At 73.5% G+C, this 13,916-nt stretch carries 16 protein-coding genes; 9 read left to right on the top strand and 7 right to left on the bottom strand.

Features of this window, described 5'->3' with window-relative positions:
- Nucleotides 1-9: 9 nt before the first annotated feature.
- Nucleotides 10-1,182, top strand: a complete 1,173-nt coding sequence (locus ACGFZN_RS17035; RefSeq protein ID WP_393859252.1) for a polysaccharide pyruvyl transferase family protein — start codon at nucleotides 10-12, stop codon at nucleotides 1,180-1,182.
- Nucleotides 1,183-1,232: 50 nt separating this feature from the next.
- Nucleotides 1,233-2,642 (top strand): FAD-dependent oxidoreductase, encoded by a 1,410-nt coding sequence (locus ACGFZN_RS17030; RefSeq protein WP_393859251.1) that lies wholly within the window; start codon nucleotides 1,233-1,235, stop codon nucleotides 2,640-2,642.
- Nucleotides 2,643-2,729: 87 nt separating this feature from the next.
- Here the strand turns inward: ACGFZN_RS17030 and ACGFZN_RS17025 are convergent, their stop codons facing one another.
- Nucleotides 2,730-3,161 carry a DUF2267 domain-containing protein gene (locus tag ACGFZN_RS17025; RefSeq protein ID WP_393859250.1) on the bottom strand — a complete coding sequence of 144 codons (432 nt, stop codon included), beginning with the start codon at nucleotides 3,159-3,161 and terminating at the stop codon, nucleotides 2,730-2,732.
- A 174-nt stretch (nucleotides 3,162-3,335) separates the two neighbouring features.
- On the opposite strand from ACGFZN_RS17025, the gene ACGFZN_RS17020 reads away from it, so the two are divergent.
- Nucleotides 3,336-3,767 carry a CBS domain-containing protein gene (locus ACGFZN_RS17020; RefSeq protein ID WP_393859249.1) on the top strand — a complete coding sequence of 144 codons (432 nt, stop codon included), beginning with the start codon at nucleotides 3,336-3,338 and terminating at the stop codon, nucleotides 3,765-3,767.
- A gap of 186 nt (nucleotides 3,768-3,953) precedes the next feature.
- Entirely contained in the window at nucleotides 3,954-4,838 is an 885-nt protein-coding gene (locus ACGFZN_RS17015; protein ID WP_393859248.1) for a universal stress protein, read from the top strand.
- 49 nt (nucleotides 4,839-4,887) lie between these two features.
- Here ACGFZN_RS17015 and ACGFZN_RS17010 read toward each other — a convergent pair whose 3' ends face one another.
- The 4 genes from ACGFZN_RS17010 to ACGFZN_RS16995 form a co-directional block, all read right to left on the bottom strand.
- On the bottom strand, nucleotides 4,888-6,219 hold the full coding sequence (locus ACGFZN_RS17010) for an erythromycin esterase family protein (protein ID WP_393859247.1): 1,332 nt from the start codon (nucleotides 6,217-6,219) through the stop codon (nucleotides 4,888-4,890).
- Between the two features lie 133 nt (nucleotides 6,220-6,352).
- On the bottom strand, nucleotides 6,353-6,565 hold the full coding sequence (locus tag ACGFZN_RS17005) for a hypothetical protein (RefSeq protein ID WP_393859246.1): 213 nt from the start codon (nucleotides 6,563-6,565) through the stop codon (nucleotides 6,353-6,355).
- Between the two features lie 110 nt (nucleotides 6,566-6,675).
- The gene (locus ACGFZN_RS17000) at nucleotides 6,676-7,839 is read right to left on the bottom strand and encodes a glutamate--cysteine ligase (RefSeq protein ID WP_393859245.1); all 1,164 of its coding nucleotides are present in this window, start codon (nucleotides 7,837-7,839) and stop codon (nucleotides 6,676-6,678) included.
- Between the two features lie 221 nt (nucleotides 7,840-8,060).
- Nucleotides 8,061-9,065, bottom strand: a complete 1,005-nt coding sequence (locus tag ACGFZN_RS16995; RefSeq protein ID WP_393859244.1) for a LacI family DNA-binding transcriptional regulator — start codon at nucleotides 9,063-9,065, stop codon at nucleotides 8,061-8,063.
- 108 nt (nucleotides 9,066-9,173) lie between these two features.
- On the opposite strand from ACGFZN_RS16995, the gene ACGFZN_RS16990 reads away from it, so the two are divergent.
- The 3 genes from ACGFZN_RS16990 to ACGFZN_RS16980 all read left to right on the top strand — a co-directional run bounded on the left by ACGFZN_RS16990 (nucleotide 9,174) and on the right by ACGFZN_RS16980 (nucleotide 11,002).
- Complete coding sequence (locus ACGFZN_RS16990) at nucleotides 9,174-10,328, top strand: Gfo/Idh/MocA family protein (RefSeq protein ID WP_393859243.1); 1,155 nt, start codon at nucleotides 9,174-9,176, stop codon at nucleotides 10,326-10,328.
- A gap of 125 nt (nucleotides 10,329-10,453) precedes the next feature.
- Nucleotides 10,454-10,696 (top strand): hypothetical protein, encoded by a 243-nt coding sequence (locus tag ACGFZN_RS16985; RefSeq protein ID WP_393859242.1) that lies wholly within the window; start codon nucleotides 10,454-10,456, stop codon nucleotides 10,694-10,696.
- A gap of 90 nt (nucleotides 10,697-10,786) precedes the next feature.
- The gene (locus ACGFZN_RS16980) at nucleotides 10,787-11,002 is read left to right on the top strand and encodes a hypothetical protein (protein ID WP_393859241.1); all 216 of its coding nucleotides are present in this window, start codon (nucleotides 10,787-10,789) and stop codon (nucleotides 11,000-11,002) included.
- A gap of 18 nt (nucleotides 11,003-11,020) precedes the next feature.
- Here ACGFZN_RS16980 and ACGFZN_RS16975 read toward each other — a convergent pair whose 3' ends face one another.
- A complete protein-coding gene (locus ACGFZN_RS16975) occupies nucleotides 11,021-11,437 on the bottom strand; it encodes a hypothetical protein (protein ID WP_393859240.1) in 417 nt (138 codons plus the stop codon).
- Nucleotides 11,438-11,596: 159 nt separating this feature from the next.
- Here ACGFZN_RS16975 and ACGFZN_RS16970 point away from each other — a divergent pair, with 159 nt between their 5' ends.
- The gene (locus ACGFZN_RS16970) at nucleotides 11,597-12,184 is read left to right on the top strand and encodes a pyridoxamine 5'-phosphate oxidase family protein (RefSeq protein WP_393859239.1); all 588 of its coding nucleotides are present in this window, start codon (nucleotides 11,597-11,599) and stop codon (nucleotides 12,182-12,184) included.
- A gap of 69 nt (nucleotides 12,185-12,253) precedes the next feature.
- Here ACGFZN_RS16970 and ACGFZN_RS16965 read toward each other — a convergent pair whose 3' ends face one another.
- Complete coding sequence (locus ACGFZN_RS16965) at nucleotides 12,254-13,135, bottom strand: SDR family NAD(P)-dependent oxidoreductase (RefSeq protein WP_393859238.1); 882 nt, start codon at nucleotides 13,133-13,135, stop codon at nucleotides 12,254-12,256.
- 70 nt (nucleotides 13,136-13,205) lie between these two features.
- Here ACGFZN_RS16965 and ACGFZN_RS16960 point away from each other — a divergent pair, with 70 nt between their 5' ends.
- Nucleotides 13,206-13,874: a TetR/AcrR family transcriptional regulator gene (locus ACGFZN_RS16960; RefSeq protein ID WP_393859237.1), complete on the top strand. Its 669-nt coding sequence runs from the start codon at nucleotides 13,206-13,208 to the stop codon at nucleotides 13,872-13,874.
- Nucleotides 13,875-13,916: the final 42 nt, after the last annotated feature.

Raw genomic sequence — 13,916 nt, 5'->3', positions numbered from 1 at the left:
GGAGCGGTCATGGACGGCACAGGCGGTGTGGTCGTGGGCGTACTGGGCTCCTACGGGGGCCGAAACGTGGGGGACGAGGCGATCCTCACGGCCCTGCTGGACCGGGTACGGGCCGGGCGGCCGGACACGCGCTTCGTCGTCTTCTCCCGCAACCCGGCTCACACCCGCGGCGCCCATCCGGAGGTCGAGGTCGTCGGCTGGGAGGGGGTGTGCCGGGAAGGCATCTCGGACCATCTGCGCCGGCTGAACGTGCTCGTGCTCGGCGGCGGCGGGATCCTCTACGACACCGAGGCGCGCCGCTATCTGCGCCTGGCCCGCGCCGCCCAGGAGCTCGGTGTCCCCGTCTTCGCCTACGCCGTGGGCGCCGGACCGCTGACCGACGAGGCGGACTGTACGTGGGTCCGCACGGTGCTCTCCGACGCGGTCGAGGTGACGGTCCGCGACGAGGAGTCGAAGCTCGTGCTCGAGGAGGCCGGGCTCACCCGGCCGGTGTCCGTCACCGCCGATCCGGCGCTGCTGCTGGAGCCGGGCGACCGCGGCCGGGCGCTGCTGCGGGCCGAGGCCGTGCCGCGCCGGACGCGGCTGGTGGGGATGAGCGTGCGGGAGCCGGGCCGGGCTGCCGAGCACCTCGACGAGGAGGGCTACCACCAGCTCCTCGCGAGTGTCGGTGACTTCCTCGTCCACCGCCTGGACGCCCATGTCGTCTTCGTGTCGATGGAGCGGGGCGACATCCGGCACGCGCACGCCGTGGTGTCCCGCATGGCCACGGCGGACCGCTGCACGGTGCTGCACGGCGAGCACGGCCCGCAGCAGGTCCTCGACATCGTCGCGCAGCTGGACCTGGCCGTCGGCATGCGGCTGCACTTCCTGATCTTCGCCGCGCTGGCGGGCATTCCGGTGCTGCCCCTTCCGTACGCCGGCAAGGTGTTCGACTTCGCCCAGCGGATCGGCGCGCCGGCGCTGCGCGGCGTGATCAGGGAGACGACGGGGCTGCTGCTGGCGGAGGTGGACCGTCTGTGGGACGAGCGCCCGGCCCGTACGGCCGACGCGGCCGCCCGCACGGCCGCACTGCGGTTGCGGGCGGCGCAGACCGCCGACCGTCTCCTCGCCCATCTGGACGCGGCCGCCGCACAGCCCGTCGTCCGGGACGGCACACCGGTGCCCGCCTCCGCCGCGGGCTGAAAGCCGATGCCCACCGGGTTCCGACCGCCACCGGGTTCCGAGGAGGGACCGTGACCTACCTGAAGCCGCCCCGCGTCCCCAGGAAAGTGGAACTACCGCCCCGCCAGGCGCTGCACGCGGGCTCCACCCAGGTGCTGGTGATCGGCGGCGGGCCGGCCGGCCTCGGCGCCGCCGTCGGCGCCGCGAACGCGGGCGCCGAGGTGGTCCTCGTCGAGCGCTACGGCTTCCTCGGCGGCAACGCCACCGCGGCCCTGGTGATGCCGCTGATGAGCTTCCACAACGAGATGAAGCAGGCGGTGGGCGGCGACGCCACGCGCCTGCTGCCGCCCGATCACGGCGAGGGCGAACCGGTGGTCGCCGGGGTGCTGTGGATGCTGCTCGACCGGCTCGTGCGCACGGGAGCGGCGATCCGGCCCTCTCTGGACACCGGCTACACCGTGCCCTTCGACCCCGAGCTGTTCAAGCTGGTGGCGTACGACGTGCTGGAGGACCACGAGGTCCGTACGCTGCTCCACGCCTTCGCCTCCGACGTGCTCAGCCTGCCCGACCGGGCACGTGCGGTGTTCGAGACCAAGTCGGGGCCCCTCGTCCTGGACGCGGACGTGATCGTCGACTGCACGGGGGACGGCGACATCGCCGCGGCGGCGGGGGCGGCGTACGAGACCGGGCGGCCGGAGGACGGCTGGACGCAGCCGATGTCGCTGATGTTCCGCATGGTCCGCTTCGGCCACGAGGAGTTCGCCGCGTACACCCGCGCCCACCCCGACCAGTGGCGCGGCGTGCACGGGCTGTGGGACCTGGTCCGGGCCGCCACGGACGCCGGGGAACTCGACCTGCCCCGCGAGGACATCCTCTTCTTCGCGACCCCGAACAGCGGCGAGGTGGCGGTCAACTCCACCCGTGTCACCGAGGCGCTCGGCACCAGCGTGTGGGACCTCACCCGCGCGGAGTTCACCGCCCACCGGCAAATGGCGCAGATCGCCCGCTTCCTGCGCGAGCGCGTGCCCGGCTTCGCCGACTCCTACGTGGCCCAGAGCGGCGTGCAGGTCGGCGTCCGCGAGACACGCCGGATCACCGGCGACTACCGGCTGACGGGAGAAGACGTCCTGAAGGCCCGCAAGTTCGACGACGCGATCGCCCGCGGCGCCTACCCGGTCGACATCCACAACCCCAGCGGCCGCGGCACCCTGCTCAAACGGCTGCCGCGCGGCGAGTCCTACGACATCCCCCTGCGCTGTCTCCTCCCCCGCGGCCTGGACCGGATCCTGGTCGCCGGCCGGTGCATCTCCGGCGACCACGTGGCCCACTCCTCCTACCGCGTCATGCCCATCTCCATGGCCACCGGACAGGCGGCCGGCGTCTGCGCGGCCCTCGCGGCGACCGGCGGCCGGCGGCCCCGTGACGTCCCCCCGAGCGCGGTCCAGCGGGAACTGCGCGCCCAGGGCGCAAGCCTCCTGTGAGGACGACGATCCCGTCGGCGGCGCGCTCGGGGGTCACCGGTCCACCGGAGCGCTCCCCCAGCGCGGCGGCGGCCCCCTCCTCCCCGGTCAGGGGCGCCGGGGCTTCCGTGGCGCGGCCGAGCGCTCGGGCGTCGCGTCGGGTTCCACGAACAGCGTGCCGAACTCGTCGGGCAGGGCGCTGCGCAGGTCCGACTCCAGCGCCCGGTCCTCGGCCGTGATCCGGGCGACCACGGTCTGCGCCAGGAACAGCGCCTGCTCGGGAGTGGCCCCCACGGGCCGCGCCACGTCGGCCAGCAGCTCGTCCAGCCGCACGTCGGAATCGTCCGCCGCGTCGCCGCCGCGTTCCAGCACGCCGCGCTCGTGGGTGGGTACGGCCTGCCGCAGATGTTCCCGGCGCGACGGGTCGAGGCGCCTTCCCAGCGCCGCGAGGACGAGGTGGACGGCGGCGTCGGCGGCCTCCGTGTCGTCGAGCCGGGCCCGAGAGGCCACCTCTTCCACCAGACGCCGATGGGTGATCATGCTGCCTCCCGCTGGTAGTTCGCGTACCACGGGTGCCCATGGGCCGCGACGGATACACCGCGGCACATGTCACGCGTCTCCGCCCAAGCAGACATGGATCGCCGCATTCGTGGTAGTTCGGCACGTGCAGCACGGAAGTGGCTGTGCAGAAGACGATGTTCCGGAGGTACGAACATGGCTACGGCACAGATGGTGCGCGACGTGATGACCGCCCCGCCGGTCGAGGTCGGCCCGAACGCCTACGTGACCGACGTCGCCCGCCGTATGCGGGACGAGGACATCGGCGCGGTCGTGGTGACGGAGGAGGGCCACCCGCGCGGCCTGGTCACGGACCGGGACCTGACGGTGCGGATCCTCGCCGAGGGCGGCGACATCAGCGGTGTCCGGGTCCAGGACGCGTGCAGCACGGACCTGGTCACGCTCAAGCCCGACGACCCGGTCGACCGGGCCGCCCAGCTCATGAGGGAGAAGGCGGTGCGCCGGCTCCCGGTGGTCGATCCCGACCGGGACTGCGTCGTCGGCATCGTCTCGCTGGGCGACCTGGCCGTCGAACGCGACACCGACTCGGCGCTGAGCGAGATCAGCGCGGCACGGCCGAACACCTAGCACCCGGTCGCGGGCAGCAGACGGCCGCGCGGACGGAAAGCGCACGGAAGGAGGGAAGGCCTCGGCGAACGCATCCCCGCCTCGACCGCGTCGCCGAGCGCGCGCGTGCCGACAAGGCGAAGGCGATCCACGTTGCGGGCGAGGCCACCCTGGGCGGCCGGGCCGGACGAGTCTCCTGGAGGAAGCATGACCGCAGCCGGCCGTTCCGGCACCGTGGTGGTCGGCGTGGACGACGCCCCGGACGCCTGGTCGGCCCTCGACTGGGCCGCCGCCGAGGCCGAACGGGGCGGTGACGCGCTGCGGATCCTGCACGCCGTCGATGCCGGCGCAGAGCCGACGGGGCCGGCGGATGAAGCCGATCCGCACGTACAGGCGGGCGTCGCCTTGCTGCACGACGCCCAGGCCCGGGTCGCCGCGGCCAGGCCCGGTCTCGCGGCCGATGCCGTCCTCGCCCGGGGCCATCCGGCCGAGGCGCTGATCGAGGCCGCGCGGGATGCCGGCGCCCGGCTGGTGGTGGTGGGGACCCGCGGCCGGGGCGGCTTCACGGGACTGCTGCTGGGGTCGGTCGGCCTGCGGCTGGCCGCCCACACGGACCGCCCGGTGGCCGTCGTCAGAGGAGAGCACACGGAGGATGACGCGCTGCACGACGTGGTCGTGGTCGGCGTCCACGACGAACGCGACGAGGACGTCGTACGGTTCGGCCTCGAGGAGGCCGCGCGGCGCGGGACGACGGCGCGCCTGCTGCACGCCTGGACGCCGTTTCCCCGGAGCGGCCTGACGGCGCCCCAGGTGAGCCGGCTGGACGACGCGAGGCGGCTGCATGAGCGACTGCTCGACCGGGCCCTCGATCCGGTCGCCGCCCACCCGAAGGCGCACGCGGACACCGACTTCGTCATCGGCTCGCCGGCCGGGGTGCTGGTGGAGGCCTCGGCGCGGGCCGGTCTGCTCGTCGTGGGGCGCCGTCCACCGCGCGGCCCCCTGGGACTGCGGCTGGGAACCGTGTCACACGCCGTCCTGCACCACGCGAGCTGTCCCGTCGCCGTGGTGCCCGTCGCAGGGGGCGAGGGCTGAAGCCCGGGCGGACTGAAGCGCGCACCGGCGAGCGCCTCGCGGCTGTGTGTCACACGCCCACGGGCCAGGTCTCCTGCTCCCGGCTCGCCGCGGCCAGCGGGCGCAGCGGGGTGAGCGCGTGGGTGCGGTCGAGATGGCAGAACGCGTCGTAGCGCTCGGCCAGGACAGTGGGGACGTAGTTGCCGACGCGCTCGTACTGCGGCCGGTAGACCACGCCGATCGCGCGGTGACCGCGCTCTTCGTGGAACCACTCGCCGTGCCCGGCCGACGGCGGCCGCTGGAACTGCACATGCGGGAAGACGAACAGCGCCCGCGCCCCCGGCAGCGCCCGGTGCAGCAGATCCTCCAGGCTGCCCCGGCGCGCGGCCGGCACGCCCATGACCTTCGGTACGTCGCCCCACGCGTCCGCGGCGATCACGGTGCCGGAGTGCGAGCCGAACCCGACCAGCACCACACCGCTGCCCATGTGCCGTTCCCGCACCAGCTGGCCCACGCTGACCATGCCGGTGTCGGCCATGTCGGTGGCGCGGGCGTCACCGACGTGCGTGTTGTGCGCCCATACGACGGCCTTGGCGCCGGAGCCGTAGTGCTCCGTCAGCCGGTCGAGGGTGTCGGCCATGTGACGGTCCCTGATGTTCCACGCCTCGGGTCCGCTGTCGAGCATGGCCCGGTAGTAGCGTTCGGCTCCGGCCAGCACCTCGGCGTTCTGCCGGGCGGTGAACTCGGCGAGGGAACCGTCCAGCGCGGCCGTCTGCGCCGCCCGCCGCCTCAGTTCGGTCAGCAGGGACATCACCTGCGGCTGACAGCCCTCCGGAACGTACCGGGTGGCCACCGTGTAGGACTGCGGGTCCTGCGCGTACGGCTCGAAGCAGCGGTACGCCTCCAGGGCGTGCTCCACCCGGCCGGGGTCGTGTTCGCGCAGGTGGGCGAGGACCGCGCTGAGCGACTCCCACAGGCTGTAGACGTCCAGTCCGAAGAATCCGACGCGCCGCTCGGGCGGCAGCCCCTCGTTGTGCCGGCGCAGCCACCGGGTGAAGGCGGCCACGTCGGTGTTGCACCACATCCACGCGGGCCAGCGCCGGAAGCCCGCAAGCACCTCGCCGGGGTCCTCGGGGGCGCCGGGCGCGGCGACCACCGCGCTGTGGACGGCCTGGCAGTCCGGCCAGTCGCCCTCCACCGCGACGAAGGAGAAGCCCTTCTCCTCGATGAGCCGGCGCGTGAGCACGTCACGCACCTGGTAGTAGTCGGCGGTGCCGTGGGAGGCCTCGCCCAGCAGCACGTAGCGGGCGTCGCCGATGCGCTCCAGCAGCGGGTCCAGCGACGCCGGATCGGCCAGCGGCAGGGCCCGGTCCCGGATGCGGTCCTGGTCGGTGTCGGGCACGGCGTGCTCCCCCTTCCGCGGGGTGTGCGCCCCTTGCTCGGGGCGCGCACCGGGTTCCCGGCCCGCCGAACGCCGAAACGGGCGGCCAGGGGCGGCCGGGCCGCCGTACGACACGCCTGCGCTCAGGCGCGCGTCAGCGGGCGCAGCCCACGTCCAGCACCTCGACCACGTCGCCCTGGATGGTGTACACGAGCCAGCACCACTCGCCGAACGCGGCCGCGAGGTCCGGCGCCTGCGTCTCGGTGTCGTCCGTGACCGCTCCGATGAGCCGGATGATCTCTTCGTGCATGTCGTCCGGGACGTCGAAGAGAACGTTGGCGGCCGTCTGGATCATTTCGACTTTCATGGCACCCCCCGATCGGCAGGAGCGGCATGGTCCGGCGGAGCCGGCTACCCGGGCTGCGCGCATGTCCCGGCGGAGCCCTCATCGACCACGGTAAACCCATCGGCCGCCCCTCAGGGAACGCGCACGGCCAGATCGTCCACCACCGCCCGCAGCCCCCGCAGTTCCGCGACGCGCCTCTGCCGGGCGGCGCCGGTCCCGGTGCGCTGGACGGCGCTCAGCCAGTCGCCGACGCACCGGTCGTCACCGTGGCGGCCGAGGTGGGGCTCGACCCGTTTCCACAGCTCTTCGACCAGCCGGCCGACGTCCGTGGGGGCGCAGTCGCGGGTGTGGGTGGCCGGCAGGGTCCCGGCCGGCCCGTGCCGGGCGGCCCGCCAGCACGCGGCCGTCAGCAACGCCTCCGGGACGTCCGGCGCGGGTTCCCCTGCGCGCACCAGGTCCACGGCGTGCCCGACGAGGGCGCGGACGAGCAGCGCGTACGCGGTGGTGGCCGCGGCGTCGGCCAGCACGTCCGCGATGCGCACCTCGATGGTGGGCAGGTGCGCCGAGGGCCGGACGTGCCAGTAGACCATGGCGGGATCCAGCGCCGCGCCGCTGGCCAGGAGCCGGCCGACGAGGCGCTCGTAGCGGTCCGCGTCGCGCAGAAGGGGAGGCGGCCCGGCCGAGGGCCACCGGCTCCACACCATCGAGCGCCAGCTGGCGTATCCGGTGTCCGCTCCGTCGCAGTAGGGCGAGTTGGCGGTCAGCGCCAGCAGCAACGGCATCCAGCCCCGCAGGTGGTCGACCGCCGGTACGGCCTCTTCCCGGTCGGCGACGCCGACGTGCACGTGGCACGCGTTCACGCCCTGCTCGTGGACGACGGGGCCGAAGCGGCGCAGCAGGGCGTGGTACCGGTCCCGGTCCAGGACGGGCGGCGGCCCGGCGCGGCCCAGGACCGCGACGCCGCTGGGCACCAGCAGGCAGTCGTGCTCGGCCGCGGCGAGGGCGGCGCCGGTGCGTAATCGGGCGACCTCCGCCTGGAGTTCGACGGCCGTACGGCACACGGCGCTGACGGTCTCCACCTGCGCCTGCGACAGCTCCGGTGTGGCGTGCGGCCCGCCGAGACGGGCGCGGGCGGCGGCCACGACGGAGGCCGACCGGCGGACGGCCGCCCCGCTGTGCCGGTCGGCCAGCACGAACTCCTCCTCCACGCCCACCGTCGTCGGTGCCACCGTGTCCGGTGGGTGTCCGGGGCCGCCGGCGGCGGCCGGGGTCACGGCATCGAACGGCTCTGGCACGTCCAGCCCCCTTCGCACGGCACACGGGACACGGGCCACCACCCGTCACCTGCGCGCGGAGGCACACCAACCGCCGGCGCACGGACGACGCGTGGGGACCGCCATGCTCGGTCCTGCGCCGGAACCACCGCAAGCGGTTGCCCGGCCACCATCGCCGCAGGCCGGCCGCCGGCCCAGAGCGACACCGGATGCGCCTGGTGCCGCTGCCACTGCTGTGCCGTTCAGCTGACGGGCGGCGGCCCTGTCGTACCTCGCACTTCGAGGTACGGAGTGGCGAGATCGACCTCGCCGGGGCGGTCCGGCTCCTCGATCCGCTCGAGCAGCCGCTGCGCGGCTCGCCGGCCGACCTCGTGGCTGGCGTTGTCCACCGTGGTCAGCCACAGATGGCGCAGACGGGAGAGGGAGGTGTTGTCGTAGCCGACGAGGGAGAGGTCACGGGGCACCCGGAGGCCGCATTCCTCCGCGGCGGAGAGTGCGCCGACGCAGGTCATGTCGTTGACGGCGAAGACGGCGGTCGGGCGCTGCGGGCGGCTCAGCAGCCGGACCGCGGCCCGGTAGCCGCCCTCCTCCGTGAGGTCGCCCTGTTCCACGACCGCCGTGCCGGCGAGGCCGTGCGCGCGCATGGTCGCCTCGAAGCTGCGCCGGCGCAGGGCACCGACCGCGCCCCGGCCCGCGATGTGGGCGATGCGACGGTGGCCGAGGCCGATGAGGTGCTCGGTGGCCAGGCGGGCTCCGTGCTCGTCGTCGTTGGCGACGATGTCCACGCCGGGCAGCACCGGTTCGCGGGTGCCGGCGACGACCGTGGGGACCAGCCCGGCGGCGGTGCGCAGGGCCTGCGGGTCCTGGAGCGTGCCGACGGCGACCAGGCCGTCGACGCGCAGTTCGGTGAAGGTCCGGGTGAGGTCCTCGCCGAGGCGCCGGTTGAGGTGGCCGTCGGCCAGCAGCATGTGCAGGCCGTTGTCGTAGAGCCGGGCGTTCAGGCCGTCGAGCAGGTCCACGAACCAGGGGTTGCGCATGTCGTTCAGCAGCACCCCCACGGTCCGGGTGCGCCGCTCGCTCAGGCTGCGGGCGGCGGCGTTGGGCCGGTAGCCGAGCGCTTGGACCGCGGCGAGGACCGCCTCGCGCTTCTCCGGCCGCACGCCTCCCGAGCCGCGCAGCACCAGGGAGACCAGCGACTTGGACACGCCGGCCCGTTCGGCGACGTCACGAATGGTCGGAGAGCCCATGCATGGACCGTTCCATAAGCAGCCCGCACCTGTAAAGGCCGCTTGACATCGATGACACGCGGGACCATGGTGGGCGCAGTTTCTGGAACGGTCCAAAGAAGGGCGCTCATGGTGCATACGCTCGGCGTCGCCGTCGTGGGATTCGGCTGGATGGGACGGGTGCACACCCAGGCGTACGCCCGCCTGCCGCACCATTTCCCGCAGTTGTCCGTGCGGCCGGAACTCGTCGCCGTCGCGGACGAGGTACCGGGCCGCGCCGAGGAGGCGGCCGGTCGCTACGGCTTCGCCACCGCGACCCGCGACTGGCGCGAGGTGGCCGCCGATCCGCGCGTCCACGCCGTCAGCATCACCGCGCCGAACTTCCTCCACCGGGAGATCGGGGTGGCGATGGCCGAGTCCGGCAAGCACATCTGGATCGAGAAGCCCGTGGGGCTGACCGCCGGCGACGCCCGGGCCGTGGCCGACGCGGCGGCGAAGGCGGGGGTCCAGGGCACCGTCGGCTTCAACTACCGCAACGCGCCCGCCGTGGAGGCGGCACGGGAGCTGATCGCCTCCGGCGGGATCGGCACGGTCACCCACGTCCGCATCCGCCTGTTCAGCGACTACGCCGCCCACCCGGACGGCGCCCTGACCTGGCGTTACGAGCGCGCCCGCGGTGGCAGCGGGGTGCTGGGCGACCTCGCCTCGCACGGCGTGGACCTGGCCCGCTTCCTGCTCGGCGGGATCGTCTCGCTCACCGCCGACACCGCCGTCTTCCTGCCGGAGCGGGCCCGCCCGACCGGCGCGACGGCCGGTCACAGCCTCGCCTCCGGCGGCGAGCCCGGCCCGGTGGAGAACGAGGACTACGTCAACTGCCTGCTGCGCTTCGCCTCCGGCGCCCGCGGGGTCCTGGAGGCCTGCCGGGTCTCGGTCGGCGAGCAGAACAACTACGGCTTCGAGGTGCACGGCACCGAGGGCGCCGTCTTCTGGGACTTCCGCCGCATGGGCGAACTCGCCGTCAGCCGCGGCGCGTCGTACCAGGACCAGCCCGTCAGCACAGTGTACGTCGGGCCTGGCCACGGCGAGTACGCCGCGTTCCAGCCGGGGGCGGCCACCAGCATGGGCTACGACGATCTCAAGGTCATCGAGGCGTACCGCTTCCTGCGTTCCGTCACGGAGGGCACGGCGACCGGCGCGACGCTGAGCGACGCCGTCGCCGCCGCGGTGGCCCTGGACGCGATGACCCGCTCCGCCGAGCAGGGGACGTGGGTCGACTTGACGTGAGCGCCGTACGCGTCGCGAGCCGCGACGGGTTTCGCCGTCCCGCCCGCGACACGGATCGCCGCTCCACCCGATCGGGCGGTGCCGGGACGGCCGGCGTCGCGCGGCCGCGGACTAGGATCCGAAGCGTGGCAGAGGTCCCCGACGAGTTGATCAGGCTGGAACGGACCGCCGAGGAAGAGCGCGCGAAGCTCGCGGGCCTCACCGGTGACGCGTACGACGCCCAGGTGCGCCGCTGGCGCGAGGCGTCCGAGGCCGCACGGGCCGCCGTCGCCGCGTACGCCACGGCCACCGGCGCGGACCGGGACGAGGCCGAGCAGGCCGTGCGCAGTGCCGTGCAGCGGAGCCAGGAGGACCCGGCCGTCGAGTAGGGGTGTTCCGGCCGGGCCGAGCAGACAACACCGGAGTGTTCGGCGATGCTGGACAGGGGTGGCACTCCTGCATGCGACAAGGAGCACGCTATGCCGACAGATCCGGTCGGACGTTTCCTCGCGGCCCTCGACCCCGATCACCGGGAGGCGGTCGGCGCCAGACCGCGCCAGGAGCAGGAACAACTCGCGGCGGCCTGGGAGCGGGAGCTGGAATCCGACGACGAACTCGACACCCTCGACGAACTGTCCCCGCCCGCCGCGGAGGAGGAGGCCGCCCGCCGGGTCCTGCACAACCAGGCGGGCTAGGTCCTGTGCGGCATCCCGTCACCGGGACCAGGCGCTCGTCGGCCGGGGCGGCTGTCCTTTCAGCGCGGCGACCACGGCGGAGACGGCGGCGGTGGCGACGAGGCTGCCGACCGTCACCAGTCCCACGCCGATGACGAAGAGTCCGCTGGCGTCGTCCGACCAGTCGGCGTACGAGGCGACGGAGAGGCCGGCCGTGGTGCCCACGACCGCGCCCACGACGTACTGCCGGGACGCGGCCCAGCACACCGGCACGAGCAGCGTGAGCGCCAGGCCGATGACCTGCCACGCCTCGTACGGCCCGGTCGTCGAGCCGTCGGGGTGCACATCACGGCTCTGGTCCCAGCCCAGCCAGGCGCTCCACAGCGCCAGCGACACCCCCGCAAGGACGAGGACCGACAGAAGCTGGGCGATGGGTTTCGGCTGTCCATGTGTCATGCCTTGAGCCTGGCGGCCCGCACCCTCGCCGGGCAGAGCACGGGTACTCAGCCGCGCCTGAGTACGAGAGCGCGGTGCGGCCTGTGCGGCGATGAGTTCCGGACCGCCGGGCGGTCCTCATAGGGGGAACGGGAGGGACGGAGAAGAAGGAGACGCATCATGCCCGGACGCATCAGCCCCGGACGTATCAGGCCCGGACGAGGAACCACCGGACAGCCCGTCGCCGAACTGGACGAGCGCTACAGCTCCGCGCTCCAGGCCCGGCCGGGTGCCGCGGACGTCACCGCCACGGACTGGGCGGAGGCCGAGCGGCAGTTGGCTGCCGCCGAGATCTTCTGGCTGTCCACGGTGCGGCCCGACGGCCGGCTTCATGTCACCCCCGTGATCGCCGCCTGGCACGAGGGGGTGTTGTACTTCTCCACCGGCTCGGGCGAGCAGAAGGCACGCAATCTCGCCCACGACGGCCACTGCGCGCTGACCACCGGCTGCAACGCGCTCGGCGAAGGGCTGGACCTCGTGCTCGAGGGAGAGGCCGAGCCGGTCGCCGATCCGGCGGTACTGGAGCAGGCCATCACGGCGTACGAGGCGAAGTACCGGGAGCACGTCACCTCCCCCGACGGCACCTTCCACGGGATCGGAGACGCCGCCCGCGCGGGGCATGTGGTGGTGTACGCGGTGACTCCGGACACGGCGTACGGCTTCGGCCGGCGCGGCGGTGTCTACAGCCACACTCGCTGGGTGTTCTGAGGCACGGCGAGCCGACAGGCCGGTGGCCTGTGCCCCTGCCCGCTGCCGTCCCGGGGAGCGGGGGCGCGCTCAGCCGTGCTGTTCGGTCGGCAGCTCCACGGGGTAGGGCTCGCCGAAGTCGGCCGAGCGGCCGACCTTCTCCCACGCGGTCGCCTCCGCCAGCTGACGCCGCGAGTAGTCCTGCGCCATCGTCACCGCGTTCACGCCCAGCAGGAGGTGGGTGGGGACCTGTTCCTGGTGCACGGTGCGGACGACGATCTCGGCGGCCCGGCGCGGGTCCCCTGCCGCACCGGCGGTGCTCTGCCGCATGCGCCGGTGCATCGCGCCGACCGTCTCGTCGTAGGCGTCGGGGATCGCATGGACCGTCATGGAGGAACCGGCCCAGTCCGTGGCGAAGCCGCTGGGCTCCACGACCATGACGCGCACGCCCAACGGCGCGGTCTCGGCCGCCAGGACGCGGCTGAACCCGTCGACAGCGAACTTGGCCGCCTGGTACGAGGCGATGCCCGGCGAGCCGCCGACCCGGCCGCCGACCGAGGAGAACTGCACGACGGTGCCCGCCCGCTGGCGGCGCAGGACAGGCAGCGCGGCCTTGGTGACGTGGTAGACGCCCCAGAAGTTCGTCTCGAACTGGGCGCGGAAGTCGTCGTCGTCCGCCGTCTCGATGGGTGCCACGTTGGCGTATCCCGCGTTGTTCACGATCACGTCGAGGCGTCCGAAGCGCGCGACGGCCTCGGCGACGGCCCGCCGGGCGGCGTCCGGGTCCGTGACGTCCAGGGCGAGGGGAAGGAAGCGGTCGCCGTACCCGCCGAAGGCCTCCGCCAGCGCCTCGGGGCGGCGGGCGGTGGCCACGACGCGGTCGCCGGCGTCGAGGGCGGCGGAGACCAGGGCACGGCCGAGGCCGCGCGACGAACCGGTGATGAACCAGACCTGTGTGTTCTGTGCACTCATGCAGTTAGTACAACACCGTTCTCTTAATAACGCAACATCGTTGCCTTATGGCGTTCCTATGATGTCCTGCATGAACGAGCCTGCCTTTCAGCGTGCGCGCAGTGCCGAGGCCAAACAGGCACGGGAACGGGCGATCCTCGACGCGGCTCGCACGCTCGGCCGGCGGCACGGCATCCGCGAGGTCACCCTCACCGACATCGCCGCGGCCGTGGGCATGCACAAGTCGGCTCTGCTGCGGTACTTCGAGACCAGGGAGCAGATCTTCCTGGAACTGACCGCGGAGGGCTGGCGGGAGTGGTCGGCGGAGCTGCGCGCGGTCCTGGAGAGCAGGGCGCAGGCCACGCCCGCCGAGGTCGCCGCCGCGTTCGCCGGCTCGCTCTCCGAGCGTCCGGTGTTCTGCGATCTGCTCGCCCAGGCTCCGCTGAACCTGGAGCGGAACGTGTCGGTCGAATCGGTACGCTCGTTCAAGCTCGCGACACTCCACGAGGTCGAGCTGATCGGCAAGGAACTGCACCGGCTGCTCGGGCTGACCGAGACGCAGTCGGTGGACACGGTCGCCACGGCCACCGCGATGGCCGGGGCCCTGTGGCAGATGGCCACGCCGGGGCCGCGGCTGCGCGAGCTTTACACGAGCGATCCCCGGCTCGGCCATGCCGTCGTCGAGGTGGAGCCCCGGCTGACCCGCGTTCTGACCGCCTATCTGACGGGGCTCGGCATCCGGTCCGCCACGGCCACGTGAAGCGGGCGGCGTGAGGACGCGCACGCGGCGAGCCGCGGCTGT

The sequence above is a fragment of the Streptomyces sp. NPDC048192 genome (assembly GCF_043202415.1).
Classification (GTDB): Bacteria; Actinomycetota; Actinomycetes; order Streptomycetales; family Streptomycetaceae; genus Streptomyces.
This window is presented reverse-complemented; position numbering and strand designations above follow the sequence as displayed.